Origin of the sequence: Lachnoclostridium sp. An196 (assembly GCF_002160135.1) — a bacterium.
Lineage (GTDB): Bacteria > Bacillota > Clostridia > Lachnospirales > Lachnospiraceae > Hominiventricola > Hominiventricola avistercoris.
In genome coordinates, this window is record NZ_NFJZ01000008.1 from 64388 (window position 1) to 85025 (window position 20638).

The following is a 20638-nucleotide window of genomic DNA, read 5'->3' on the forward strand; positions in this document are numbered from 1 at the left end:
TGATGCCGTCCTTTCTCCTTACCGCTCCGCGCGCATGGGGTTGTTCAGGAAATCTTCGTATGCCAGACGGATGCCGTCTTCCAGCTCCGTATGATATTTCCATCCCAGTTTTTCCAGTTTGGATACGTCCAGCAGCTTGCGGGGCGTGCCGTCCGGTTTGGACGGATCCCATTTAATTTCCCCGGTATAGCCGATCACTTTCGCCACCAGCTCCGTCAGCTCTTTGATCGTCAGTTCCTTGCCGGTACCCACGTTTACCGTCTCGTTTCCGGAATAATTGTTCATCAGGAATACACAGGCTTCCGCCAGGTCGTCCACATACAGGAACTCCCGGAGCGGAGTACCGGTGCCCCAGCAGGTCACTTCCGCAAGCCCTGCCTCCTTCGCTTCATGGAAACGGCGGATCAGAGCCGGGAGCACATGGCTGTGGGTGGGATGGTAATTGTCGTTGGGTCCGTACAGGTTTGTAGGCATGGCGGAAATATAGTCCGTGCCATACTGGCGGTTCAGGAATTCACAGTATTTCAGCCCGGAAATCTTGGCCAGAGCGTAAGCCTCGTTGGTCTTCTCCAGTTCCGAAGTGAGCAGGCAGCTCTCCGGCATGGGCTGGGACGCCATCCTGGGGTAGATACAGGAGGATCCCAGGAACAAAAGCTTCCTGCAGCCGTTCTGCCATGCGCTGTGGATCACGTTCATCTCCAGCATCATATTGTCATACATGAAATCCGCCAGCGCTTCCTGATTTGCCACGATACCGCCCACTTTGGCCGCTGCCAGGAATACGTAATCCGGTTTTTCTTCGGCAAAGAATTTCTCCACTTCATCCTGGCGGCACAGATTCAGTTCTTTATGGGTTCTCAGCACAAAATTGTGATATCCTTCCTTTTTCAGTTCCCGGAGGATCGCCGAGCCTACCATGCCCCGGTGTCCCGCCACATAGATCTTCGCGTCTTTTTCCATCATCGTCTTCATCCTCCTGATTATATCCTGTTATACCTGTCCTGCCGCTTTCATGGCCGCTTCTTTCTTCGCCAGCGCGCGGTCATGCTCCGCCATGATCCGCACCAGTTCCTCATAACTGGTCTTCTGCGGATTCCATCCAAGCACCGTCTTCGCCTTGGTGGGGTCTCCCCAGAGGTTATCCACATCTGTGGGGCGGAACCATGCCGGATTTACACATACCAGCATCTTTCCGGTGGCTTTGTCATATCCCTTCTCATCCAGGCCGCTTCCCTCCCAGCGAAGTTCGATGCCGTTGGCGCGGAACGCTCTCTCCGTAAAATCGCGCACGGTGTGCTGCTCGCCTGTGGCGATCACGAAATCCTCCGGCACCTCCTGCTGCAGGATCAGCCACATGCACTCCACGTAATCCTTGGCGTATCCCCAGTCGCGCAGGGAATCCATATTGCCCAGCTCCAGATGATCCTGAAGCCCCTCGGCGATCCGTCCCGCTGCCAGAGTGATTTTTCTGGTTACAAAATTCTCTCCCCGGCGCTCGGATTCATGGTTGAACAGGATGCCGTTCACCGCGAACATCCCGTAAGCCTCCCGGTATTCTTTCGTGATCCAGAAACCGTACTGTTTCGCCACCGCGTACGGGCTGTACGGATGGAACGGCGTATTCTCATTCTGCGGCACCTCTTCCACTTTTCCGTACAATTCCGATGTGGACGCCTGATAGATCTTTGTCTTCTTCGTAAGTCCCAGGATCCGTACTGCCTCCAGGATTCTCAGGACCCCGATGGCGTCTACCTCTCCGGAATACTCCGGCACATCGAAAGACACCTGTACATGGGACTGAGCCGCCAGATTGTAGATCTCATCCGGCTGTACCAGGCCGATGATGCGGATCAGCGACGAAGAATCCGACAGATCCCCGTCGTGCAGCGTCACTGCCTGTTTCTCAATCAGATGATCGATCCTCGATGTATTGGAAATGGATGCGCGTCTGGTGATGCCGTGCACCTCGTAGCCCTTTTCCAGCAGAAACTCTGCCAGATAAGATCCGTCCTGTCCTGTGATACCCGTGATTAACGCTTTTTTCATATGATTCCTCAACTTTCTCATGTATTTCAGCCATGGGCCGTCCGCGCCATGACAATTTAACAGTTAAAAACATTCTGTTACTTATTCTAATCAAGTCGTCCGTGCATTATAAGTGTATATCTTGCAGACTGCTAGCATTATATTGACTTTTTTGTTATACTTACTTCAGACCTGTAAATGAATGCGGCGGTCCCGCTTCCGCGCTGCGCGAAAAAGGAGAGAACATTTATGGATGCATCATTATTTCAGGGAAATCTGGTCAATTCCAGCCGGATCCTCTATACGCCTTCGGTCTTCGCCAAGACCAACCTGATCCACTTACAGGAAACCGGAACCCTGCAGGCACAGAAGCCTCACACCAGCAAAAGGGAAAATCTTGCTTCCTATCTGTTTTTCCTTGTGGAAAAAGGATCCGGCACGCTGGAATACGACGGGCGCACTTATCCCCTTTCCGGCGGAGACTGTGTCTTTCTGGACTGCCGAAGGCCCTATTCCCACCGCACCTCGGAGGATCTGTGGACACTGAAATGGGCCCATTTTTATGGACCCAACATGAACGGAATCTATGAAAAATATGTGGAGCGGGGAGGCGCGCCCTGCTTTCACAGCAGGAATCCGGAAACCTATATATCGATCCTGGACCGGCTCTACGAAATCGCGTCCTCCAACGCCTATATACGGGATATGAAGATCTATGAGACGCTTACATCTCTTCTGACCCATCTCATGGAAGAGAGCTGGAACCCTTCCGGAAGCCCCCACAGCGCGTCCCGCAGAAGGGATCTCCAGAATGTGAAGGAATACCTGGATCAGAATTACCAGAAGAAAATCAGCCTGGACGGCCTGGCGGAACTTTTTTATATCAATAAATTCTACCTGACCCGCATCTTCCGGGAGCAGTTCGGCCTTTCCATAAACAGCTATCTGGCGCAGGTACGCATCACCCACGCCAAGCAGCTGCTGCGCTTTACGGATCTTCCTGTAGAAAAGATCGCGCACGAATGCGGCATGAGCGACGCCAACTATTTTTCCAGGATGTTCAAAAGAGTCGAGGGCGTCACGCCTGGAGAATACCGGAGAAGGTGGTGATATATTTACTCCTCATTCTTCCACTTTAAGATCTCTTCCAGCCGCTCTTTTACCTTTCCTTCCTGTCCCTGCTCTGTAGGATAATAATACCGCTTTCCCGCCAGGCTGTCCGGGAAGCACTGCATCCGGGACAGTTTTTCCTCTGTGTCATGGGCGTAGATATAGCCTTTTCCGTAATTCAGTTCTTTCATCAGGCCGGTAGGCGCGTTGCAGATCTGCAGCGGCACCGGTTCCGCCGGAAGTTCTTTCACGTCTTTCTTACAGGCTTCACACGCGGTATAGAGCGCATTCGATTTCGGCGCCATGGACAGATAGACCACCGCGTGGGTCAGATGCACGTCGCACTCCGGCATGCCCAGAAAATGGCACGCCTGATAGACAGACACCGCCAGGGGCAGCGCCTGGGGATCGGCCATGCCCACGTCCTCGCTGGCAAAACGGATCAGCCGCCTGGCAATGTACAGCGGGTCCTCTCCTCCGTCCAGCATCCGGCACATCCAGTAGACCGCGGCGTCCGGGTCGCTGTTGCGCATGGATTTATGCAGGGCGGAGATCAGGTTATAATGCTCTTCTCCATTTTTATCGTAGAGCAGCGAACGGCGGTTCATGCACTGAGCCAGGACTTCATCATCCACATGAATCAGGCCGTCCGTATCCATCTCCCCGTTCAGCACCGCCATCTCCAGCGTGTTCAGCGCTGTCCTGGCGTCTCCGTTGGCGAAACGGGCAATGGCTTCCAGATGCTCTTCTCCGACCGACACCTGCATATCTCCGAAACCTTTCGGGCTCTTAAGCGCATGGTGCAGAAGCTCCAGCAGATCTCCTTCCTCCAGCGCCTTCAGTACAAAGACCTTGCATCTGGAAAGCAATGCGGAATTGATCTCAAACGACGGATTCTCGGTCGTGGCTCCTACCAGAATGATGCTGCCCTTCTCCACATACGGGAGAAAAGCGTCCTGCTGCGCCTTGTTGAACCGGTGTATCTCGTCCACAAACAGCAGCGTACGGATCCCCATTTTCCGGTTCTGTTCCGCCTGGGCCATCACCTCCCGGATCTCCTTGATCCCGCTGGTCACAGCGCTGAATTCGATAAAGGACGCCTGCGTCCGGTTTGCGATAATCCTTGCCAGCGTCGTCTTGCCCACGCCAGGCGGCCCCCAGAAAATCATAGACGAGACCTGATCCCGGTCGATGAGCTGCCGCAGGATCTTTCCCTTTCCCAGCAGATGCTTCTGCCCTACATATTCATCCAGCGTCTCCGGCCGCAGACGGCTCGCCAGCGGCGCGCTGGTCTGACGGTCGTCAAAAAGGCTTAACTGCTCCATCATACTCTCCGCCCTCATTTCTTCATCCGCGTTACAAAACATATGTTCTCTTCATTATAAATCCTTTCTTTCTAAAGCACAAGAACTATTGACTTTATATACTATGTATAATATAGTAATATGTAAATGGAGGTATTTCATGGACGCTCAAGTAAAAAAAGGCCTGTTGGAATATTGCGTTCTGGCTGAACTTCAGAAAAAAGAATCTTACGGTTATCAGATCATCCGGGATCTCTCTGTCTGTATCGAAATCTCCGAGTCTACCCTGTATCCTATCCTGCGCAGGCTGGAATCGGGCGGATACGTGGATACCCACAATGTGGAATATCATAACCGGATCCGGAAATATTACCGCATCACCGACGCAGGCCGGAAACATCTCGAACAGTTCATATCCGAACAGGATCAGCTGCTCCAGGTCATCGCATTTATTTCAGGAAAGGATGTAGAAAAACATGAATAAAGCAGATTTTTTACGCGCGCTGAGAAAAGAGCTGAAGAGTCTGAAAAAGACCGAAATACAGAAAAACATCAGTTATTATGATGAAATAATATCCGACATGACCGAGCATCACATGACGGAGGAAGAGGCCGTCTCCCGGATCGGTTCCCCGAAAGCAGCCGCCAGAGAGATCCTGTCTGCCGCAGCCCCGGAACAGTTCCGGAAAAAAGATCCTGTGTTAATCATACTGGTGCTTGCCAGCGTCCTGCTTGCCGCTGCCAGCCTGTACTCACTCTGTGAAAGAACCATCCGTTTATCTGTTTCCCTCGACAGTTCCGTGGCAATCATCGACGGCGCGGATGGCCCCACCAGTATCTTTCTCGCCGGACGGATCGCACCGCCGATTCCGTTATATGTGATCACGATAGCAGTCATAGGCGCAGCTGTCATTTATTATATAGTACGGCGAAGGAGAAAGTAAAAAACCCCGATGCAAGCATATCCGCTTGGCTCGTTGCTCGCCGGAATAAAATTTGTCCGCATATGGATGTCAAAAATCCAATTTGCTGATTATTTGACATCCATATGTTCTGCCCGTACACTCATAAATTATTTTTCTCTGCCGCGGCTTCCGCTGCTGATAATTCTTTCGCTAGCTGACTGATTGTCTCTGCACTCTCTTCCAATTCCTCGGCGATGGTCTCCAGCGATTTTCCTTTTTGAAGTTTCTTGGATACTTGTTCTCTGAGTTTTTCTATTTTTCCATCTTCATAAATATCCTCCAATGCCTTACACATATCCATCTCTCCTTTCCCTTCCGGTACGCTTATCTCTTCCAGCCATTTCTCCGAATTTAAAAATACGCTCAATGCCTGATAAGTGTCCATGTTCATTCTCTGAAAATATGATCTGTTCGCTTCCACATATTCCAGAATTTTCTCTTTCTTTTGCCTGTATTTTATCATATTTAATACATATTGTAAATCTGTTTGAAACACGTTTATATCCTGAAGCCGCTCCGCGTCTACAAGGTTTATCCTGTAGTTCGGTATGTATTTCCGGAGACCCTCTCTTTCACATCCGGCTCCTTCTGGAAAGATCATTCCGTGAAGATCCCTGCTCCCATCCCATGGTCTGGAGCCATAATAGAATACCAGCGTAATGACCGGATAAAGTTTGTCTGTCTTCCGGAAATGTGAGAGGAATTCGTCCCGGCTTGTCCTGTCTCCGGTATCTTTCCGGTCTTTCCAGTTTTCTTCAATCTGCTCCGCGTAAGACAGCCCGTCATAAATCATCGTCCTCACCGGCATGGCATAATGTACACGCTCCTGATTCTCCAATGCCAGGATCGCCAGCTCTGCTCTGTCCTCCCAGCGCATCGCCACATCCCGGTAGCGCTGTATCCCTTTTCCCTGAATCATCTCTGTTCCTGGCTTTCCCGGGATAAAAAGATCCGTCTCCCGGTCAAGCTTTTCCAGCTGCTCAGGCAATATGATCTGCTGTCCCTGAAACAGACAGCCGTTCATCAGATCTGCAAACCGCTCCTTCTGCGAAAACCAGCGGTTTACAATCACGTTGTCTCTTCCCATGTAAAATTCCCCCTATGTAATTGTCTAAATGGAATACAGGAAGCAGAACACTTCCTGTTCGATCTGTATCTGGAACATACCATAAGCCTGGCAGGATTTCAAGGCCCTGTCAAAACCTTTTGGGCAAAACTTTTCCCTTCGTCCGCAAATTGACATCCTTCCTATTTGGTACTAGAATGGAGGCAAATGCAGTATACACTTCATCAGAGAAAGGATCATATCGTCATGAAGAACAATATACAGCCCGAGAACCGAGTCTTAACCATACCTAATCTGCTTTCTGCATTCCGGCTTTTACTGATTCCCCTGTTTGTCTGGCTGTACCTTCAGGAAAAATATTTTTGCACCGGGCTGGTGCTTCTGATCTCCGGCATTACAGATATTACGGACGGTTTTATCGCCAGACGCTTTCATATGGTCAGCAATGTAGGGAAAGTTCTCGACCCGGTTGCGGATAAACTGACGCAGATATCTATGCTTATCTGCCTCGTCACCCGTTATCCGCTCATGCTTATCCTGGTTGTGATCATGATCTTTAAAGAATTGTTTATGAGTATCTCCGGACTGCTGGTCATCCATAAAACAAAAACGGTGTTCAGCGCGGACTGGCACGGGAAAGCAGCGACTTTTCTTCTCTATATTACTATGTTCGCGCATGTTTTTTGGGTTCATATCCCTATGATTGCGTCCGATATCCTGATCGTTGCCTGCGCTGTCATGCTTGCAATCTCTCTGCTCCTATACGGAATTCATCACATTAAGACCTTGAGAGGCCGCTGAATTTAATACTAATATGCAGAAAAGGACTGTCCCGCGCCGATGGCGCGGGACAGCTGTTTCCTCTTGCTTTTGTGAATGACTAAATAAGTTCTGAAGTGTAGTTCAAAACTCCAGCTTCTGTATAACCACTGTTTTACACAACAGTCTGGTTTTTTCTTTGGTTTTTCTGCTTATGCAGATATGTCTGGATCCGGCCGGATCACAAAATAAAATCCATATTCAGTTGTAATAGCTTTATGTAGTTTTCAGCCAACCCTGCCTTGCGCTGACACGGTTGCTGGGTGTTTCGTTGATTAATTTTCCTTGATACTGTATAGGCTATACAAGTAGATCAAGTGAAATAAAAACTTTTAATGGTCAGTCAAAATAAAGAGCATTGGTACAAGTGGTTGTCATTTCTACCACATCACCCTGCGTAACAGAATGAGAACCTTGAGCACGATAATACTTACCTCGAGTAATCTCATAATCTCCGCTAGATGCATAAGCTGTAGAATTATTGTTAGTTATATCTGTCCAATAATTCACAGTTCCCCATCCGCTAGTCCCATTATCGCTTTGATCTAAATAGACCCGTACAAACACTCGATCACATGCACGATGTGCAAATGTTGTAGAAGAGCAGGCAGCATACTTAGATGCACTGCCTTCTTTAATCTTGGTCAATCCGGCTTGCAAATAATCTCCTCGAGCTATACCATACCATGTATCAGAGGCATAATTATCTTCAACTTCATATACATGGTATCCTGCAGGCTCTATTTCTTCTGCTGATACATTCAAGCAAGAAGCCATTAACGATATAGCCATCAAAGACATTGCTCCTAATCTTCGAAATACCATCCGTTCTCCTTTCTATAAAATTTGATAAATAGGTACCTACATACTAATTAACGATGTATTATTCAATTTATGACAAGTTTATATATTTTCAATATTAATATTTTCTAGTATTTTTTTAAATTCTTCTTGTTTAAGCATTCCTGTAAATAAATAATATGTATCCAAAAATTCAAAAGAAGCCTCATAGTATGTCTTTCCTTCTGAATCTTGATACTCTAAAATTGGTAACTCTATTTCACTTGTCTCCATTACAACAGACCCTGTTTGAGCACCATCTACTTCAAAATTAATACTAGAATCACGAAAATCCTTGCTAATATATATTTTTAGCTCATCATTATTATATTCATATTTCAGAACAGCTTCCCCCATATCAGTATTTATAAAATAATCTATTAATTCCATTCCTCCTGGCCTATATATCAACCTCGGCGCAATCACCCCCAACTTCTCCTCAATCTCCCTGCAAACCTCTTCCTCATCATATTCACTAAAGACAGAATCCGAATTCTCTATCCTCGTCGTACTCCCATCTCCGCTTTCATATTCTCGAATCTCCGGCCTATACTCCCTGCTTCCCACAGTCACCACACCAACTCCCAGCAGAAGAGCCAGCAACGCTGCTGCGATGATCGCCGTACGGGGGCGCAGGATACCGCGGCGGCTTTTCCGCCTGCGGCGTTCAGCCTCCCTCTTGATGTCCTCGAATTTTTCGATGGGCATATCGATGTCCTGGAGCTCTTCCATCTCCATCAACTCTTTTTCCCTCTCGTCCGCCATGGCGAGAAGTTCTTCTGTGATTTTCTGGTCCAGCCAGTCGTCTTTGTCACGTTTCATGTTTTTCTCCACTTCATCTGCTGCATTGTTACCGTTGACTTTTCCCTTTTCCTATATCATAATCTGAGTAGAAAGCATTTGCCAGGAGGGCATGATTATGAAACGAATCGTACTGACAGGCGGGGGCACCGCGGGGCATGTAACGCCCAATATCGCCCTGCTTCCCCGTCTGCGTGACGCAGATTATGAGATCTTTTATATTGGTTCCATGGACGGGATCGAGAAAAAACTGATCCAGTCCCAGGACATTCCTTACTATGGTATTTCTTCCGGAAAGCTCCGCCGTTACTTCGACCTGAAGAACTTCACGGATCCGTTCCGGGTATTGAAAGGCTACCGTCAGGCTGCCAGGATCCTGAAAGAATTAAAACCGGATGTGGTCTTTTCCAAAGGCGGTTTTGTAGCCGTCCCTGTGGTGGTGGCCGCTTCCCGGCTCCATATCCCGGTAGTCTGCCACGAATCCGACCTGACGCCCGGCCTGGCCAATAAGCTGAGTCTTCCTTCCGCTACAAAAGTCTGCTGTAATTTCCCGGAAACCCTGCAGTATCTCCCCGAAGGGAAGGCGGTACTGACCGGATGCCCGATCCGTCAGGAGCTGCGGGAAGGAAACCGTATCCGCGCCCTCAACATGACCGGTTTTACGCCGGACAAGCCTGTACTGATGGTTATGGGCGGAAGTCTCGGCGCTGCCGCCGTCAATCATGCTGTCAGGGAAGCCCTTCCAAAGCTCCTGGAGCACTGGCAGATCGTCCATCTGTGCGGCAAGGGCAAGTTGGACGAATCCCTGACCAATATCACCGGCTATGTACAATATGAATATATTCAGAAAGAGCTGGCCGACCTGTTCGCCCTGTGCGACCTGGTGATCTCCCGGGCCGGGGCCAACGCGATCTGTGAACTGCTGGCGCTGTGCAAACCTGCACTTCTGATCCCTCTTCCTGCCAAGGCCAGCCGCGGAGACCAGATCCTGAATGCCCGTTCTTTCGAGCGCCAGGGATTTTCCATGGTCCTGGAAGAGGATGAACTGACAGAGGAAAGCCTTCTCTCTGCCCTCGAACACCTTTCGGAACACCGTCAGGATTATCTGAAAGCCATGGAAGAGTGCCCGCAGTCTGACGCCATTGACACGATCATGGGCGTCCTTGAAGAAGTCTGCAGCTGACGCTATACATTTTCCCGTTCTTCATATACCTTTCTCAGCCAGGCGGAGGCCCTGCGCTTCCACTGGCTGACCAGATTGGAGCTGATTCCCAGCTCTTCTGCGATTTTCCGGTTGCTTTTCTCTTCCAGGTAAGCCATACAAACCACCTGGTACCAGAGGGGTTTCTCTTCTCTCAGGTATTCCAGAACCCTTTTATAAGTACCCGCCTGCTCCATCCGCTCCAGAACCCGTTCCGGTTCCATCCGGTCATCCTGGCAGGTCTGTCTCTTTTCTTCGACCGTTTCGGCAGAGACCTCCACTCTTCCCATTTTCCGCAGATAATCCAGGACCAGTCTGCCGGATACGCTGAACAGCCAGGATTTCACTTTTTCCGGCGGTATCTTATGCAGGTCTCTGTCCAGGCGCAGAAATGTTTCCTGGCAGATATCCTCCGCTGTCGCACGGTTTTGCAGCATAGAATACGCATGCCGGACTACCGCTGTACGGTATTGCTGATATATTTCCTGCATCTTCTTCGCATGTTTTTCATCTCTTACATGCCGCATTTTTTATCCGTCCTCTTTTTTCTTCCTGTACGCGTCCCGAAGCCAGCGCCGCCCCCTCTCTTTCCATTTGCTGACCAGCATAGGCCGCACACCCAATGCCTTTCCGATGGCGCGGGTATCCATATCTTCGAGACAGCTCATCCTGATCACTTCATACCAGTTGGGCCGGATCTCCTTCAGTTCTTTCAGGGCCATGCCGGTTTCCCGGAATTCTTCCAGACGTTCCACCACGTTATCCGGCTCTGTTCCCTGTTTTCTCCTGACCTCCTCCTGCATACGCTCCAGCGCCGCCTCTTTGCTCTTGTGTTTCCTCAGAATATCCAGTGCCAGGTTATCCGATACACAGATCAGCCATGCCTTCACCTTCTCCGGAGGTACTTCGTCCAGATGACCGGCCAACCGTATAAAGGTCTCCTGACAGATATCTTCGGCTGCATAATAATCCTTCATCCGCTGATACACATTGCGGATCACCATCGTATGGTATTTCATAAAATATTCTTCCAGACGCTGATCCTGATCTTCTCTGCGGGGTTCTTCCCTCCGGCTCATTTTTCGTCCACAAGCCGCTTCACTTCCGCCATCTCTTCCGGAGTCGTACTGCCCGGCGTCCAGGTGATGCCGGCGCCGTCATTCTCATAACGCGGAATCAGATGCATGTGGAAATGAAATACCGTCTGTCCGGCTGCTTCGCCGTTGTTCTGCACCAGATTAAAGCCATCTGCTCCCAGTGCGTCCTTCATCCTGGCCGCTACCTTTTTCGCCGTCACCAGCGCTTTCGCCGCCAGCTCATCGTCCAGCTCGAACAGGTTGGCATAATGCTCTTTGGGAAGCAGCAGCGCGTGTCCCCGGGTGGCAGGACCCATATCCAGTATTACACGAAAATCTTCGTCCTCATATAATGTAGTGGACGGAATCTCTCCATTCGCGATTTTACAGAAAATACAGTTTTGGTCTTTCATGTCAATCTCCTCCTTCTCTTTTCTTCTGACACTTTAAAGTTTCTTATTATACAATTTCATCGGGTTTTGTCGAATTTTGTCGAACGAATTCATTTGCCAATTTTTGACATTTCTGCTATATTGTCAATCAGGGAGTGATCATATGCTAACTTATGACGAACAGGAAAAGATAGAGCGGATGATGGCAAAGGATCAGACATTTCAAGAATTAGTAACTGCCATCAAGAATGATTATCATCTTACTCTTTCCCAGATCTCACATGAGATCCGGAATCCTCTTACCTACGTGAACAGTTCCATGCAATGGATCCAGAAAATGCATCCGGAAGTCGAAAGTTTCGAATTCTGGAGTCAGATGAAGAATGATCTCCAGTATATGCGTACTCTGCTGGACGACATATCTGCCTTTAACAACGGGGATCAGCTCAATTTCAGCAAGATCGACCCGAAAGAATTCGCCTACGATCTGAAGGACACCTTATTGCCGGAACTGATCCGGCAGCACATTCCTCTTTTGGTCAAGCTGGACGACGCCTATCCGGATTTTTACGGAGATCCCGTCCGTCTGAAGCAGGCGTTCCTCAACCTGATCAAGAACGCCATGGAATCCATCACCGAGCGCGGACGCATCACCCTCAAGGTATTCACTCATGACAAACGGCTGATGATCGCTGTGAAAGACAACGGATGCGGAATCCCGCCCGAACAGCAGGAGGAAATCTTCCGCCCGTTCGTCACTCACAAAGAAAACGGCACCGGAATGGGACTTGCCATCGTGCAGCGGATCGTCTCCGCCCACCACGGCACCATCCATCTGCGTTCCACTGTGGGCAAGGGAACAGAATTCCAGGTCCACCTGCCATTATTGCCAGTATCTCATATTTGTATATAATGATCCCAGATGGTTTTTATAAGGGAGAAGACCCTCATGCTCCGTTGTCTTCTCCCCTTATGAAACCACCCTCCGTATTCTTTTTAATGATATCCCGTACATAATCCCACAAAACTTCAGAACCTTCATGAGTCCTTTCATTCCGCTTCAGGATCTGGTCGCTGCGCACCCCGTGCTCCAGCCAGGATTTTCCTTTCGCACGGTCCGTCAGCAGTACCGGCTGGATCTTGTCCAAAGTATTGGCAAACTTCGCTTCCGGCGTCTCCATCGCCTCAAACTCGTCCCAAAGACCTCTGAAATATTCCCTCTGGTCCTCCGGCAGCAATCCATAGATACGTTCCGCAGCTCTGACTTCCCGGTCTCTCTTCGTCGCGTTGCCCGCCTCGTCATAGGCGTAAGTATCGCCTGCGTCGATCTCGATGACGTCGTGCAGAAGCAGCATCATGACCGTCTTCGGCACATCGATAGGTTCATTGGCATACTCGCTGAGCACCATGCACATGACCGCTATATGCCAGGCATGTTCCGCGTCTGTCTCCTTACGGCTCCCGTCTGCCAGATAAGTCTGACGGATGATCTCTTTCTGCTTATCTATCTCCAGTAGGAAGGAAATCTGCTCTTCCAGCCTGTCCATCGATGTACTCTCCTCTTCTTTCAAACAATCCTCCAGCGAAATGCCTTCGCAGGGCATGTAAACGCCTTCCTCCCGCAATTCGGGAAACCAGATATTTGCCAGTTCCGGTTCCCGGATCAGGGCCTCTTTCTTCTTTTTAGAAAGCCGCTTGATCCGCGCTTCCAGCTTCGCGGCCGCCGGCCAGCCAGGAGCGGTCCAGGCCATCTCCAACGACAGCAGCTGTCTGCTCTTCGTATATTTGGCAGCGGATTTCTTCCTATAATAATGTTCTCTCATCCGCCGTCTCAGATCCCGGGCAATTCCGGTGTAGATGGAATTATCCTCACATCTCACCATATAAACATATGCAGCTTGTCCGTCTTTATACTCATCATAGTATACTGATTTTGAAAAGTCCATCTCTTTTTTGCTAAATTATACTAAATATAACACGCATTTACAACATGCGGAATATTTGCGTCATCATATAAATGTTTTACCTGTGTGCATATTGCACACTTCTCGTCTCGATTTTCCCGTATCGCAAAAAAAGAACACCGCCCCCGGGCTTCCTTGTCCCAAAAACAGTGCTCTAACCTGCGTCTTCAGGGGCTCGAACCCTGGACACCCTGATTAAGAGTCAGGTGCTCTTCCAGCTGAGCTAAAGACGCAATTTATTTTGTTCTGTTCCAACCGAACAAAACATATTATACTGGATGCGCAGAAAAAATGCAAGTCTTTTTTCACAAAATTTTTACAGACTTTTTATCTGCTGATCACCATCTTATGAATCGGATTCCCCTGGGCGGAAAAACGCTCCTCGTATTCCGTCATAATATTATTTTGATTCATCTTATCGTCATGATGCAGGTCGAAAGTGACCGCATCCAGCTTCCAGCCCGCTTCTTTGACAGATTCCAGCGAAAAGTCAAAAAGCGGGCGGTTATCTGTCTTGAATTCTACTTTTCCCTCCGGGATCAATATTTGATCGTATCTCCGCAGGAATTCCGGACTGGTCAGCCTCCGCTTCGCGTGACGGTCTTTTGGCCAGGGATCCGAGAAGTTCAGATAGATCCCGGACACTTCTCCCGCGGCAAACACCTTTGTAATGTACTCCGCGTCCATCCGCACAAAATACAGATTTTTCAGAGGCTGTTCCTCCTGATCCATCTTTTCCAGGGCGCGGAGCAGCACGCTGGAATATTTCTCAATCCCCACATAATTATTCTGAGGATTTCTTCTGGCTGTCTCCATGATAAATTTCCCTTTTCCCATACCGATCTCTATGCAAACCGGATGATCATTTCCAAAAATCTCTTTCCAGGTTCCTGCCCTGGACTCTTCTTCATGGATCACATAGGGGCTCTCTGCAATGACTTCCCGTGATCCCCGGATATTTCTCAAACGCACGTTATTTTCTCCAATCTTAATCATTTCCAAAGCTATTTTACACGATTATGCCAGAATTGCAAGATGTGTTGTCCTGAACCGTTACTGTCTGACAATAAAACACTTATTTTGACATTTCTGAAGTTAAGAAAACTTTTCAGATTTTTCCTGAAATGTGGATTTTAGAAGATAATCACAAAACATCTGTTTTGTTTTGTCCTGTGTATAATCCACCGATTTTACCCAAAAAATGTGGATAATGTGGATAACTTTGTGAACAACTTTTTTCTTACGCTATTTTAAGCAATTTTAAATGTGGATAATTTTTTGATAAGAAGTGGGTATCTTTTGAGTTATCCATGGGATATTTCCGGTTTTGTGCATTCTGCATATTTTCCCGTTTGTCAATAAGATTTCCCCAAAAAATTATTCGCAGATAATTCACATAAATTTTTCAAATAATTCACATACCTTACCTATTCCGCAGATATGTGGGCTATGTTATAATCAGAAACAATGACAATAATGGAAATGAGGAACCGACTATGAATGCAGAGAAATTGTTGGAAATACTTCACGTGGCAGAGCGTCTGAAAGATACGCCGCGGCACTGCTATACCTCCGGCGGACGCCGGGAAAGCGTAGCGGAACACAGCTGGCGCATCGCTCTGATGGCTTATCTGGTTCGGGATGAGTTTCCGGATGCGGATATGGATAAAGTGATCCTGATGTGTCTGATCCATGACCTGGGAGAAGCATTTACCGGTGACATTCCCACATTTTTGAAAACAGGCGAAGATGAAAAGAAAGAAGAGGAACTGCTGACCAGGTGGGTCCAGTCCTTTCCGGAACCCTTCCGGAGCGATATGCTTTCCTTATATAAAGAGATGGCAGAGCGGACCACTTTGGAAGCCCGTATATTCAAGGCCATGGACAGTCTGGAAGCAGTGATCCAACACAACGAATCCCACATATCCACCTGGGCTGAAAACGAGTATGAACTGAATCTCACCTATGGAAATGACAAAGCGGCGTTTTCCCCTTACCTGACACATTTAAGACAGGCGATCCGGGAAGAGACGCTCCGGAAGATGGAAGAAGCGTAAAAATGGGGCCGCCTAACGGCAGCCCCGCATATATTCATCTATTAGCCAAAGTATCTCTTCAGCAGGCCTTCGAAAGCTTTTCCGTGACGAGCCTCGTCTCTTGCCATCTCATGAACCGTGTCATGGATTGCATCCAGATTAGCCGCTTTTGCACGTTTTGCCAGATCAAACTTACCGGCGGTAGCTCCGTTCTCAGCCTCTACACGCATCTCCAGATTCTTCTTGGTACTGTCGGTAACAACCTCTCCCAGAAGCTCTGCGAATTTTGCAGCATGCTCAGCCTCTTCATAAGCTGCTTTCTCCCAGTACAGGCCGATCTCCGGATATCCCTCTCTGTGAGCCACACGAGCCATAGCAAGATACATACCAACTTCACTGCACTCTCCGTTGAAGTTTGCTCTCAGATCTTCCAGAATATCCTCGCTTACACCCTGCGCTACGCCTACCACATGTTCAGCAGCCCAGGTTCTTTCCCCTTCCTGCTTGGTGAACTTACTTGCAGGCGCTCCGCACTGCGGACATTTCTCCGGTGCCGCGTCTCCTTCATAAACATACCCACAAACATTGCATACCCATTTTGCCATTGTTTTTTCTCCTTTTCTTATAAAAAATATTTTTGATCTTTTTACAAAACAGTAATGATTACTGTTATCGTCATTATAGTATTTTCGTTCTGGCTTGTCAATAGTTTTTTTCAATATTTCAGGAACATTTTGCGCTTTGTTTACACTGTTCGCAAATACCGTAAAATTCCATTCGGCACTCTTCCACTTCGCCGTGTCCCCAGCTCTGATTGACCTGCGGCACCGGGTCGTTAAGCGGTACCATAACGTCCATCACACATCCGCAGTTTCTGCAGATAAAATGGCTGTGAGGCGTGATACGCGCATCGAACCGGTCCGCTCCATCCGTTGTAATCTTACGTATCTCCCCCAGCTCTACTAATAAGGAAAGATTCCGATACACGGTACCCAGGCTGATATTGGGAAAATCGCCGCGAATACTGGTATATATCATGTCCGCCGTGGGATGATCCTCTCTGCCGCACAGATAGCTCTTGATCGCCTCGCGCTGTCTGCTGTATTTGAGTGCTGCCATCCTCCGTCCCTCCCTTCAACAATCAATATTAGTAATAATTATTATAATTATTTTTTATGTCATGTCAATATCTTCTTAAAAAAACTTCCCGTTTCTTAAGAAAATCTTTGGTTTTTCGTGGAAATATGCCTGATTCGGTTGACAAATTCGACACATATTGTTATAATCAGCGTGTTGGTTGTAACAAATTCGTAATATTTTGAATAAATTTGTAAAAAACATGAATGGGGGTACATAATGGCATTCCGAAAAGTATTGTTTCTTTGTCTTACCGCAGGAGCACTTGTTCTGGTTCGTCCAATGACCGCAGACGCAGCTCAGATCGATCTGGCGCTGGCTGGCGGTATCAGTTCTTCTTTCGACGAAGCCGCAGCTTCTGACAGCGAGATGGCAAGCGCGCTGGACGAAGCAGTCAAAAATAATTACACCGGTATGTGCATCGCGCAGGTCAGCGATTATGTAAATATCCGCAGCGAGGCGACTGAAGAAAGTGAAGTAGTGGGCAAGCTGTATGATAAGTCCGTGGGCACGGTAGAAGCAGAAGAAAACGGTTGGTACCGTATCACTTCCGGAAATGTCACCGGTTATGTAAAATCTGAATATGTGATCATCGCATCAGACGCGGCCAGCGTCGCGGAGCAGGTGGGAACCAGAGTGGCCACCGTCACGACAGAGACTTTAAGGGTCCGTCAGGACGCCACTACAGATTCTCCGATCCTGGGCCTGATTCCCATGGGGGAGGAACTGACGGTTACCGATGAAACCGATGGATTTGTTAAAGTTTCTATCGAAGAAGGCGACGGATGGGTTTCTAAAGATTTCGTGGAGCTTCGTACGGATTATGTGTACGCAGAGTCCAAAGAAGAAGAAGAGGCACGTCTGGCAAAAGAGCAGGCAGCGAAAGAAGCGGCCCATGCGGCGGCGGCAGCCAAGGCAAAGAGCAGCCAGAACAGCAGTTCCGGTTCTGAGTCTTCCTCAGTTGTCGGAAACGGGGCAGGAAGCGCCTCCGGTAATTCCGTTGCAGGTTTCGCGTCTCAGTTCGTCGGCAACCCGTACGTATACGGCGGCACCAGCCTGACCAACGGAGCCGACTGTTCCGGATTTGTTATGAGCGTCTATGCGAACTTCGGAGTAAGCCTTCCGCACAGTTCCAGCGCGCTGCGGAGCGCAGGCTACGGCGTAAGTCTGGCGGAGGCACAGCCGGGCGATATTATCTGCTACAGCGGACATGTGGGTATCTATGTAGGAAACAATACGATTGTACATGCCAGCACCGCGGCTACCGGCATTAAATTCACATCGCCGGTTACATATAAGAATGTACTTGCCGTACGCCGTATCTTCTAAAATAAAAAATGGTTTTATCAAGGGCAGTCCTCTGAGGGCTGCCCTTTTTGCATAAATTTTATTGTTTACAAAAATATGCTTGCAATTTCTCCATACCGCGTTATAATATGAATAAATCGAGACATAGTTTTGAATACTACATCATATGATAGAAAGATATAAAGGAGGAATTACTATGACATTAAGCATCAAAGACCCGGGCAGCGCATTGACCCATTTTATCGGAATGATTCTGGCAGGAATCGCTGCCGTACCTCTGCTGGCTGTCGCCGCATCCAACGACAGTGTCGGCACGGTTGCGGCTTTCGCCGTTTTTGCTGCCAGCATGGTGCTTCTCTACGCCGCCAGCACAACTTACCACACTTTCAATATTTCAGAAAAAGTAAACAAGGTACTTCGGAAGGTCGATCACATGATGATCTTCATCCTGATCGCGGGAAGCTATACGCCTGTCTGCCTGATTCCTCTCAGAGACAGCATCGGAATCCCTCTTCTGATCCTTGTGTGGAGTATCGCTTTGATCGGCATGCTGATCAAAGCATTTTGGATCACCTGTCCTAAATGGTTCTCCTCCCTGATTTACATCTCCATGGGATGGCTTTGTGTAGGCGCGCTGGTTCCTCTGGTACAGTCTCTTCCCGCGGCCGCTTTTGCCTGGCTGGTCGCAGGCGGCATTATCTATACTATCGGCGGAATCATTTACGCGCTGAAGCTTCCGTTTTTCAACGCAAAGCACAAATTCTTCGGATCCCACGAGATCTTTCACCTGTTTGTAATGGGCGGAAGCCTTTGCCACTATGTAGTAATGTTCTACATCGCTTTGATGTAAAGATAAAAATCCTGCACGGTTTCTCCTCCGAATCCGTGCAGGTATTTTTTATTCCATATAATCCATGGGGTTTACCGGTTCCCGGTTCTTCAACAGCTGAAAATACAGGTTGCTTCCTTCCAGCGTATAATACTTTGTTGGCTCGCTCACATATCCGATCACGGTTCCGGATTCTACCGTATCTCCTTCTTCCACTGTCACTTCCTTCAGCTGACCATATATCGCCTGATATCCGCTTCCGATATCCATGGTCAATGTTGTACCGGTTTCTTCATTTACCGAGATATCTGCCACTTCCCCTCGGGCTGCGCACCGAACCTCGCTTCCCACCTCTGCGCTGATCACAATGGCCGGATGGTATTTGTACTGGTTCAGAGTAGAAAAATAAATACTTTTATCCATACTGTAATTCAGGATCACATCTCCATCCACCGGCCAGATCAGCCTGCTGTCATCAGCAAATGCAAACTGCTCCGTTTCGGATGTATCTGCTTCTTCTTCCTCAGAAGGTTCTTCCTCCGCCTCTTCAGACTGCACGGCTGTTTCCTCTGTCTCTTCGGAGGCAGCGTCTTCTTCTGTTTCTTCTGCCTGTGCCAGTTCCGCTTCTCCTATCTCGTAAATGTCCTCTTCGGTTTCAATTTTCGCTTCGTCTAAATTCTCTTCTGTGTCTGCCTGGGCGACTGTGCCTTCTGAATTTGCCGCTTCTTTCTCCGGCCCGGTTTCCTGCGTTTCCTCCGTCTGGGCGCTCTGCTGCGGAGTCTCCGGCTCCGCCTCCTGATTCTGCCCTTTACGGTACTGATACACGCCAATTACTCCGGATACGGAAAGCATGCAAAGGCACAGCACAATCAAAAAACCTTTTTGATTTCTACGCATAACATCACCTCTGATCATATTTTTACCAGATCAGGGAATCGTTATACACTCTGCATTCTCATAGAATTTCTGTAGGATTTCCTGTATGGAAGATCCTTCCTGCAGCATCCTGGACGCCGTATAAAGACTGATCCCAAATCCGTGTCCGCTGCCTTTGACTGTAATACGGATGTCGTCCCCTTCCTGATCCATCCGGATACAGCTGGAAGGAAGATGCAGGAGCGTACGAAAGCTTTCTCCCGTCCACCGGGTATCTCCTTTGCTCACCCAGGTCACATATCCCTGCGCGTCATATTCCATCTGAAGTTCCTGTACGCTCACATCGAATCCCAGTGCTCCATTTAAATCCTCCTGCGTCAATGTACAGACCTGCAGATAAGATTCTGACTTCAGATCCTCCGGGCATTCGGCAGGAATCACATAACTGTACTCCTGTCCCAGCAAAGACCCGTCCCGGGTACATCCGGCGCTGACCGCGTGATAAGGAAGTTCCCGGTATTCTCCGTTTATCAGGACTGCCATCCCGCGGGTATTTTGTACCGCCTGCTCGATCTTTTCATATCCACGGTCCGGCGGAACATAGACAGCATGATTCGGCTTCTCCGCACCGGCCTGCGCAGCGCACTCTGTCCGGCAGATAACGGCCATCAAAGACAACATATCATCATCCATCCAGGAGAGGTCTTCCTGCAGCATCCGGTCCAGAACCTGATATTCCAGCTCTGTCCACTCACTTTCCCGGTGAATGCCCTGACGCCCGTTTACCAGCAGCGTTATTGTATATGGAAGAAATAATGCCAGAAATCCTACTGTCACTAAGTTTTTCAGATAATTTTTCATAAAAAATGCCCCTCTTCCCATTCTATGC

General features: G+C 48.6%; 24 protein-coding genes, 1 tRNA gene and 1 pseudogene. 9 read left to right on the top strand and 17 right to left on the bottom strand.

The annotated features are described in order from the left end of the window. Positions 1 to 18: 18 nt before the first annotated feature. Positions 19 to 960, bottom strand: a complete 942-nt coding sequence (locus B5F29_RS10360; RefSeq protein ID WP_334293254.1) for a GDP-L-fucose synthase family protein — start codon at positions 958 to 960, stop codon at positions 19 to 21. A gap of 30 nt (positions 961 to 990) precedes the next feature. Further along, positions 991 to 2046, bottom strand: a complete 1056-nt coding sequence (gmd, locus tag B5F29_RS10365; protein WP_087154566.1) for a GDP-mannose 4,6-dehydratase — start codon at positions 2044 to 2046, stop codon at positions 991 to 993. Between the two features lie 228 nt (positions 2047 to 2274). Here gmd and B5F29_RS10370 point away from each other — a divergent pair, with 228 nt between their 5' ends. Then, the gene (locus B5F29_RS10370) at positions 2275 to 3135 is read left to right on the top strand and encodes an AraC family transcriptional regulator (RefSeq protein ID WP_087154567.1); all 861 of its coding nucleotides are present in this window, start codon (positions 2275 to 2277) and stop codon (positions 3133 to 3135) included. Between the two features lie 5 nt (positions 3136 to 3140). On the opposite strand, the gene B5F29_RS10375 is transcribed toward B5F29_RS10370, so the two are convergent. Further along, positions 3141 to 4460 (bottom strand): replication-associated recombination protein A, encoded by a 1320-nt coding sequence (locus tag B5F29_RS10375; RefSeq protein WP_087154676.1) that lies wholly within the window; start codon positions 4458 to 4460, stop codon positions 3141 to 3143. Positions 4461 to 4599: 139 nt separating this feature from the next. Here B5F29_RS10375 and B5F29_RS10380 point away from each other — a divergent pair, with 139 nt between their 5' ends. Then, positions 4600 to 4923, top strand: a complete 324-nt coding sequence (locus B5F29_RS10380) for a PadR family transcriptional regulator (protein ID WP_087154568.1) — start codon at positions 4600 to 4602, stop codon at positions 4921 to 4923. After that, positions 4916 to 5383 (top strand): DUF1700 domain-containing protein, encoded by a 468-nt coding sequence (locus tag B5F29_RS10385; protein ID WP_087154569.1) that lies wholly within the window; start codon positions 4916 to 4918, stop codon positions 5381 to 5383. Before B5F29_RS10380 ends, B5F29_RS10385 begins: the two co-directional genes overlap by 8 nt. 121 nt (positions 5384 to 5504) lie before the next feature. On the opposite strand, the gene B5F29_RS10390 is transcribed toward B5F29_RS10385, so the two are convergent. Continuing rightward, positions 5505 to 6491: an Rpn family recombination-promoting nuclease/putative transposase gene (locus B5F29_RS10390; RefSeq protein WP_087154570.1), complete on the bottom strand. Its 987-nt coding sequence runs from the start codon at positions 6489 to 6491 to the stop codon at positions 5505 to 5507. 186 nt (positions 6492 to 6677) lie between these two features. Here B5F29_RS10390 and B5F29_RS10395 point away from each other — a divergent pair, with 186 nt between their 5' ends. Next, the gene (locus B5F29_RS10395; RefSeq protein WP_242955640.1) at positions 6678 to 7271 is read left to right on the top strand and encodes a CDP-alcohol phosphatidyltransferase family protein; all 594 of its coding nucleotides are present in this window, start codon (positions 6678 to 6680) and stop codon (positions 7269 to 7271) included. 357 nt (positions 7272 to 7628) lie between these two features. Here the strand turns inward: B5F29_RS10395 and B5F29_RS16305 are convergent, their stop codons facing one another. Continuing rightward, on the bottom strand, positions 7629 to 8114 hold the full coding sequence (locus B5F29_RS16305) for a DUF6147 family protein (protein WP_143449142.1): 486 nt from the start codon (positions 8112 to 8114) through the stop codon (positions 7629 to 7631). A 78-nt stretch (positions 8115 to 8192) separates the two neighbouring features. Beyond that, positions 8193 to 8951, bottom strand: coding sequence for a DUF4367 domain-containing protein (locus B5F29_RS10400; RefSeq protein WP_087154571.1), 759 nt, complete (start codon positions 8949 to 8951; stop codon positions 8193 to 8195). Between the two features lie 97 nt (positions 8952 to 9048). On the opposite strand from B5F29_RS10400, the gene B5F29_RS10405 reads away from it, so the two are divergent. Next, the gene (locus B5F29_RS10405) at positions 9049 to 10113 is read left to right on the top strand and encodes an undecaprenyldiphospho-muramoylpentapeptide beta-N-acetylglucosaminyltransferase (protein WP_087154572.1); all 1065 of its coding nucleotides are present in this window, start codon (positions 9049 to 9051) and stop codon (positions 10111 to 10113) included. Between the two features lie 2 nt (positions 10114 to 10115). Here B5F29_RS10405 and B5F29_RS10410 read toward each other — a convergent pair whose 3' ends face one another. Genes B5F29_RS10410 through B5F29_RS10420 form a run of 3 tightly spaced genes read right to left on the bottom strand, consistent with a single transcriptional unit; the run spans position 10116 to position 11620 of the window. Then, positions 10116 to 10658 (bottom strand): RNA polymerase sigma factor, encoded by a 543-nt coding sequence (locus B5F29_RS10410; protein WP_087154573.1) that lies wholly within the window; start codon positions 10656 to 10658, stop codon positions 10116 to 10118. A 3-nt stretch (positions 10659 to 10661) separates the two neighbouring features. Next, positions 10662 to 11210, bottom strand: a complete 549-nt coding sequence (locus B5F29_RS10415; protein WP_087154574.1) for an RNA polymerase sigma factor — start codon at positions 11208 to 11210, stop codon at positions 10662 to 10664. Beyond that, on the bottom strand, positions 11207 to 11620 hold the full coding sequence (locus tag B5F29_RS10420) for an HIT family protein (protein ID WP_087154575.1): 414 nt from the start codon (positions 11618 to 11620) through the stop codon (positions 11207 to 11209). The genes B5F29_RS10415 and B5F29_RS10420 overlap by 4 nt, the downstream gene beginning before the upstream one ends. A 142-nt stretch (positions 11621 to 11762) precedes the next feature. Here B5F29_RS10420 and B5F29_RS10425 point away from each other — a divergent pair, with 142 nt between their 5' ends. Then, positions 11763 to 12512, top strand: a complete 750-nt coding sequence (locus B5F29_RS10425) for a sensor histidine kinase (RefSeq protein WP_087154576.1) — start codon at positions 11763 to 11765, stop codon at positions 12510 to 12512. A 34-nt stretch (positions 12513 to 12546) separates the two neighbouring features. Here the strand turns inward: B5F29_RS10425 and B5F29_RS17190 are convergent, their stop codons facing one another. The 4 genes and pseudogenes from B5F29_RS17190 to trmB form a co-directional block, all read right to left on the bottom strand. Beyond that, positions 12547 to 13146 carry an HD domain-containing protein gene (locus tag B5F29_RS17190; RefSeq protein WP_242955646.1) on the bottom strand — a complete coding sequence of 200 codons (600 nt, stop codon included), beginning with the start codon at positions 13144 to 13146 and terminating at the stop codon, positions 12547 to 12549. A gap of 138 nt (positions 13147 to 13284) precedes the next feature. After that, positions 13285 to 13545, bottom strand: a pseudogene (locus B5F29_RS17195) (GIY-YIG nuclease family protein); the annotation flags it as partial. A gap of 178 nt (positions 13546 to 13723) precedes the next feature. After that, a tRNA-Lys gene (locus tag B5F29_RS10435) sits at positions 13724 to 13796 on the bottom strand. Positions 13797 to 13890: 94 nt separating this feature from the next. Beyond that, entirely contained in the window at positions 13891 to 14535 is a 645-nt protein-coding gene (trmB, locus tag B5F29_RS10440) for a tRNA (guanosine(46)-N7)-methyltransferase TrmB (protein WP_087154578.1), read from the bottom strand. Between the two features lie 524 nt (positions 14536 to 15059). On the opposite strand from trmB, the gene B5F29_RS10445 reads away from it, so the two are divergent. Next, positions 15060 to 15620: an HD domain-containing protein gene (locus B5F29_RS10445; protein ID WP_087154579.1), complete on the top strand. Its 561-nt coding sequence runs from the start codon at positions 15060 to 15062 to the stop codon at positions 15618 to 15620. Between the two features lie 41 nt (positions 15621 to 15661). Here the strand turns inward: B5F29_RS10445 and B5F29_RS10450 are convergent, their stop codons facing one another. Together B5F29_RS10450 and B5F29_RS10455 are read right to left on the bottom strand one after the other, a co-directional pair. After that, positions 15662 to 16204 carry an NADH peroxidase gene (locus B5F29_RS10450; RefSeq protein WP_087154580.1) on the bottom strand — a complete coding sequence of 181 codons (543 nt, stop codon included), beginning with the start codon at positions 16202 to 16204 and terminating at the stop codon, positions 15662 to 15664. A gap of 118 nt (positions 16205 to 16322) precedes the next feature. Further along, a complete protein-coding gene (locus B5F29_RS10455) occupies positions 16323 to 16718 on the bottom strand; it encodes a Fur family transcriptional regulator (protein WP_087154581.1) in 396 nt (131 codons plus the stop codon). Positions 16719 to 16955: 237 nt separating this feature from the next. Between B5F29_RS10455 and B5F29_RS10460 the strand changes: the two genes are divergently transcribed. After that, entirely contained in the window at positions 16956 to 18065 is a 1110-nt protein-coding gene (locus B5F29_RS10460; protein ID WP_242955641.1) for a C40 family peptidase, read from the top strand. Positions 18066 to 18240: 175 nt separating this feature from the next. Continuing rightward, complete coding sequence (gene trhA / locus B5F29_RS10465; protein ID WP_087154582.1) at positions 18241 to 18894, top strand: PAQR family membrane homeostasis protein TrhA; 654 nt, start codon at positions 18241 to 18243, stop codon at positions 18892 to 18894. A gap of 48 nt (positions 18895 to 18942) precedes the next feature. On the opposite strand, the gene B5F29_RS10470 is transcribed toward trhA, so the two are convergent. Together B5F29_RS10470 and B5F29_RS10475 are read right to left on the bottom strand one after the other, a co-directional pair. Then, the gene (locus B5F29_RS10470; protein ID WP_143449143.1) at positions 18943 to 19770 is read right to left on the bottom strand and encodes a M23 family metallopeptidase; all 828 of its coding nucleotides are present in this window, start codon (positions 19768 to 19770) and stop codon (positions 18943 to 18945) included. A gap of 30 nt (positions 19771 to 19800) precedes the next feature. Then, entirely contained in the window at positions 19801 to 20610 is an 810-nt protein-coding gene (locus B5F29_RS10475; protein ID WP_087154584.1) for a hypothetical protein, read from the bottom strand. Positions 20611 to 20638 lie beyond the last annotated feature (28 nt).

Excerpts from the sequence above, each read along its gene's own strand:
- B5F29_RS10360 (WP_334293254.1), bottom strand. The coding sequence starts at position 960 with ATGGAAAAAGACGCGAAGATCTATGTGGCGGGACACCGGGGCATGGTA.
- gmd (WP_087154566.1), bottom strand. The coding sequence starts at position 2,046 with ATGAAAAAAGCGTTAATCACGGGTATCACAGGACAGGACGGATCTTAT.
- B5F29_RS10370 (WP_087154567.1), top strand. The coding sequence starts at position 2,275 with ATGGATGCATCATTATTTCAGGGAAATCTGGTCAATTCCAGCCGGATC.
- B5F29_RS10375 (WP_087154676.1), bottom strand. The coding sequence starts at position 4,460 with ATGGAGCAGTTAAGCCTTTTTGACGACCGTCAGACCAGCGCGCCGCTG.
- B5F29_RS10380 (WP_087154568.1), top strand. The coding sequence starts at position 4,600 with ATGGACGCTCAAGTAAAAAAAGGCCTGTTGGAATATTGCGTTCTGGCT.
- B5F29_RS10385 (WP_087154569.1), top strand. The coding sequence starts at position 4,916 with ATGAATAAAGCAGATTTTTTACGCGCGCTGAGAAAAGAGCTGAAGAGT.
- B5F29_RS10390 (WP_087154570.1), bottom strand. The coding sequence starts at position 6,491 with ATGGGAAGAGACAACGTGATTGTAAACCGCTGGTTTTCGCAGAAGGAG.
- B5F29_RS10395 (WP_242955640.1), top strand. The coding sequence starts at position 6,678 with ATGCAGTATACACTTCATCAGAGAAAGGATCATATCGTCATGAAGAAC.
- B5F29_RS16305 (WP_143449142.1), bottom strand. The coding sequence starts at position 8,114 with ATGGTATTTCGAAGATTAGGAGCAATGTCTTTGATGGCTATATCGTTA.
- B5F29_RS10400 (WP_087154571.1), bottom strand. The coding sequence starts at position 8,951 with ATGAAACGTGACAAAGACGACTGGCTGGACCAGAAAATCACAGAAGAA.
- B5F29_RS10405 (WP_087154572.1), top strand. The coding sequence starts at position 9,049 with ATGAAACGAATCGTACTGACAGGCGGGGGCACCGCGGGGCATGTAACG.
- B5F29_RS10410 (WP_087154573.1), bottom strand. The coding sequence starts at position 10,658 with ATGCGGCATGTAAGAGATGAAAAACATGCGAAGAAGATGCAGGAAATA.
- B5F29_RS10415 (WP_087154574.1), bottom strand. The coding sequence starts at position 11,210 with ATGAGCCGGAGGGAAGAACCCCGCAGAGAAGATCAGGATCAGCGTCTG.
- B5F29_RS10420 (WP_087154575.1), bottom strand. The coding sequence starts at position 11,620 with ATGAAAGACCAAAACTGTATTTTCTGTAAAATCGCGAATGGAGAGATT.
- B5F29_RS10425 (WP_087154576.1), top strand. The coding sequence starts at position 11,763 with ATGCTAACTTATGACGAACAGGAAAAGATAGAGCGGATGATGGCAAAG.
- B5F29_RS17190 (WP_242955646.1), bottom strand. The coding sequence starts at position 13,146 with ATGGACAGGCTGGAAGAGCAGATTTCCTTCCTACTGGAGATAGATAAG.
- B5F29_RS10445 (WP_087154579.1), top strand. The coding sequence starts at position 15,060 with ATGAATGCAGAGAAATTGTTGGAAATACTTCACGTGGCAGAGCGTCTG.
- B5F29_RS10450 (WP_087154580.1), bottom strand. The coding sequence starts at position 16,204 with ATGGCAAAATGGGTATGCAATGTTTGTGGGTATGTTTATGAAGGAGAC.
- B5F29_RS10455 (WP_087154581.1), bottom strand. The coding sequence starts at position 16,718 with ATGGCAGCACTCAAATACAGCAGACAGCGCGAGGCGATCAAGAGCTAT.
- B5F29_RS10460 (WP_242955641.1), top strand. The coding sequence starts at position 16,956 with ATGGCATTCCGAAAAGTATTGTTTCTTTGTCTTACCGCAGGAGCACTT.
- trhA (WP_087154582.1), top strand. The coding sequence starts at position 18,241 with ATGACATTAAGCATCAAAGACCCGGGCAGCGCATTGACCCATTTTATC.
- B5F29_RS10470 (WP_143449143.1), bottom strand. The coding sequence starts at position 19,770 with ATGCGTAGAAATCAAAAAGGTTTTTTGATTGTGCTGTGCCTTTGCATG.
- B5F29_RS10475 (WP_087154584.1), bottom strand. The coding sequence starts at position 20,610 with ATGAAAAATTATCTGAAAAACTTAGTGACAGTAGGATTTCTGGCATTA.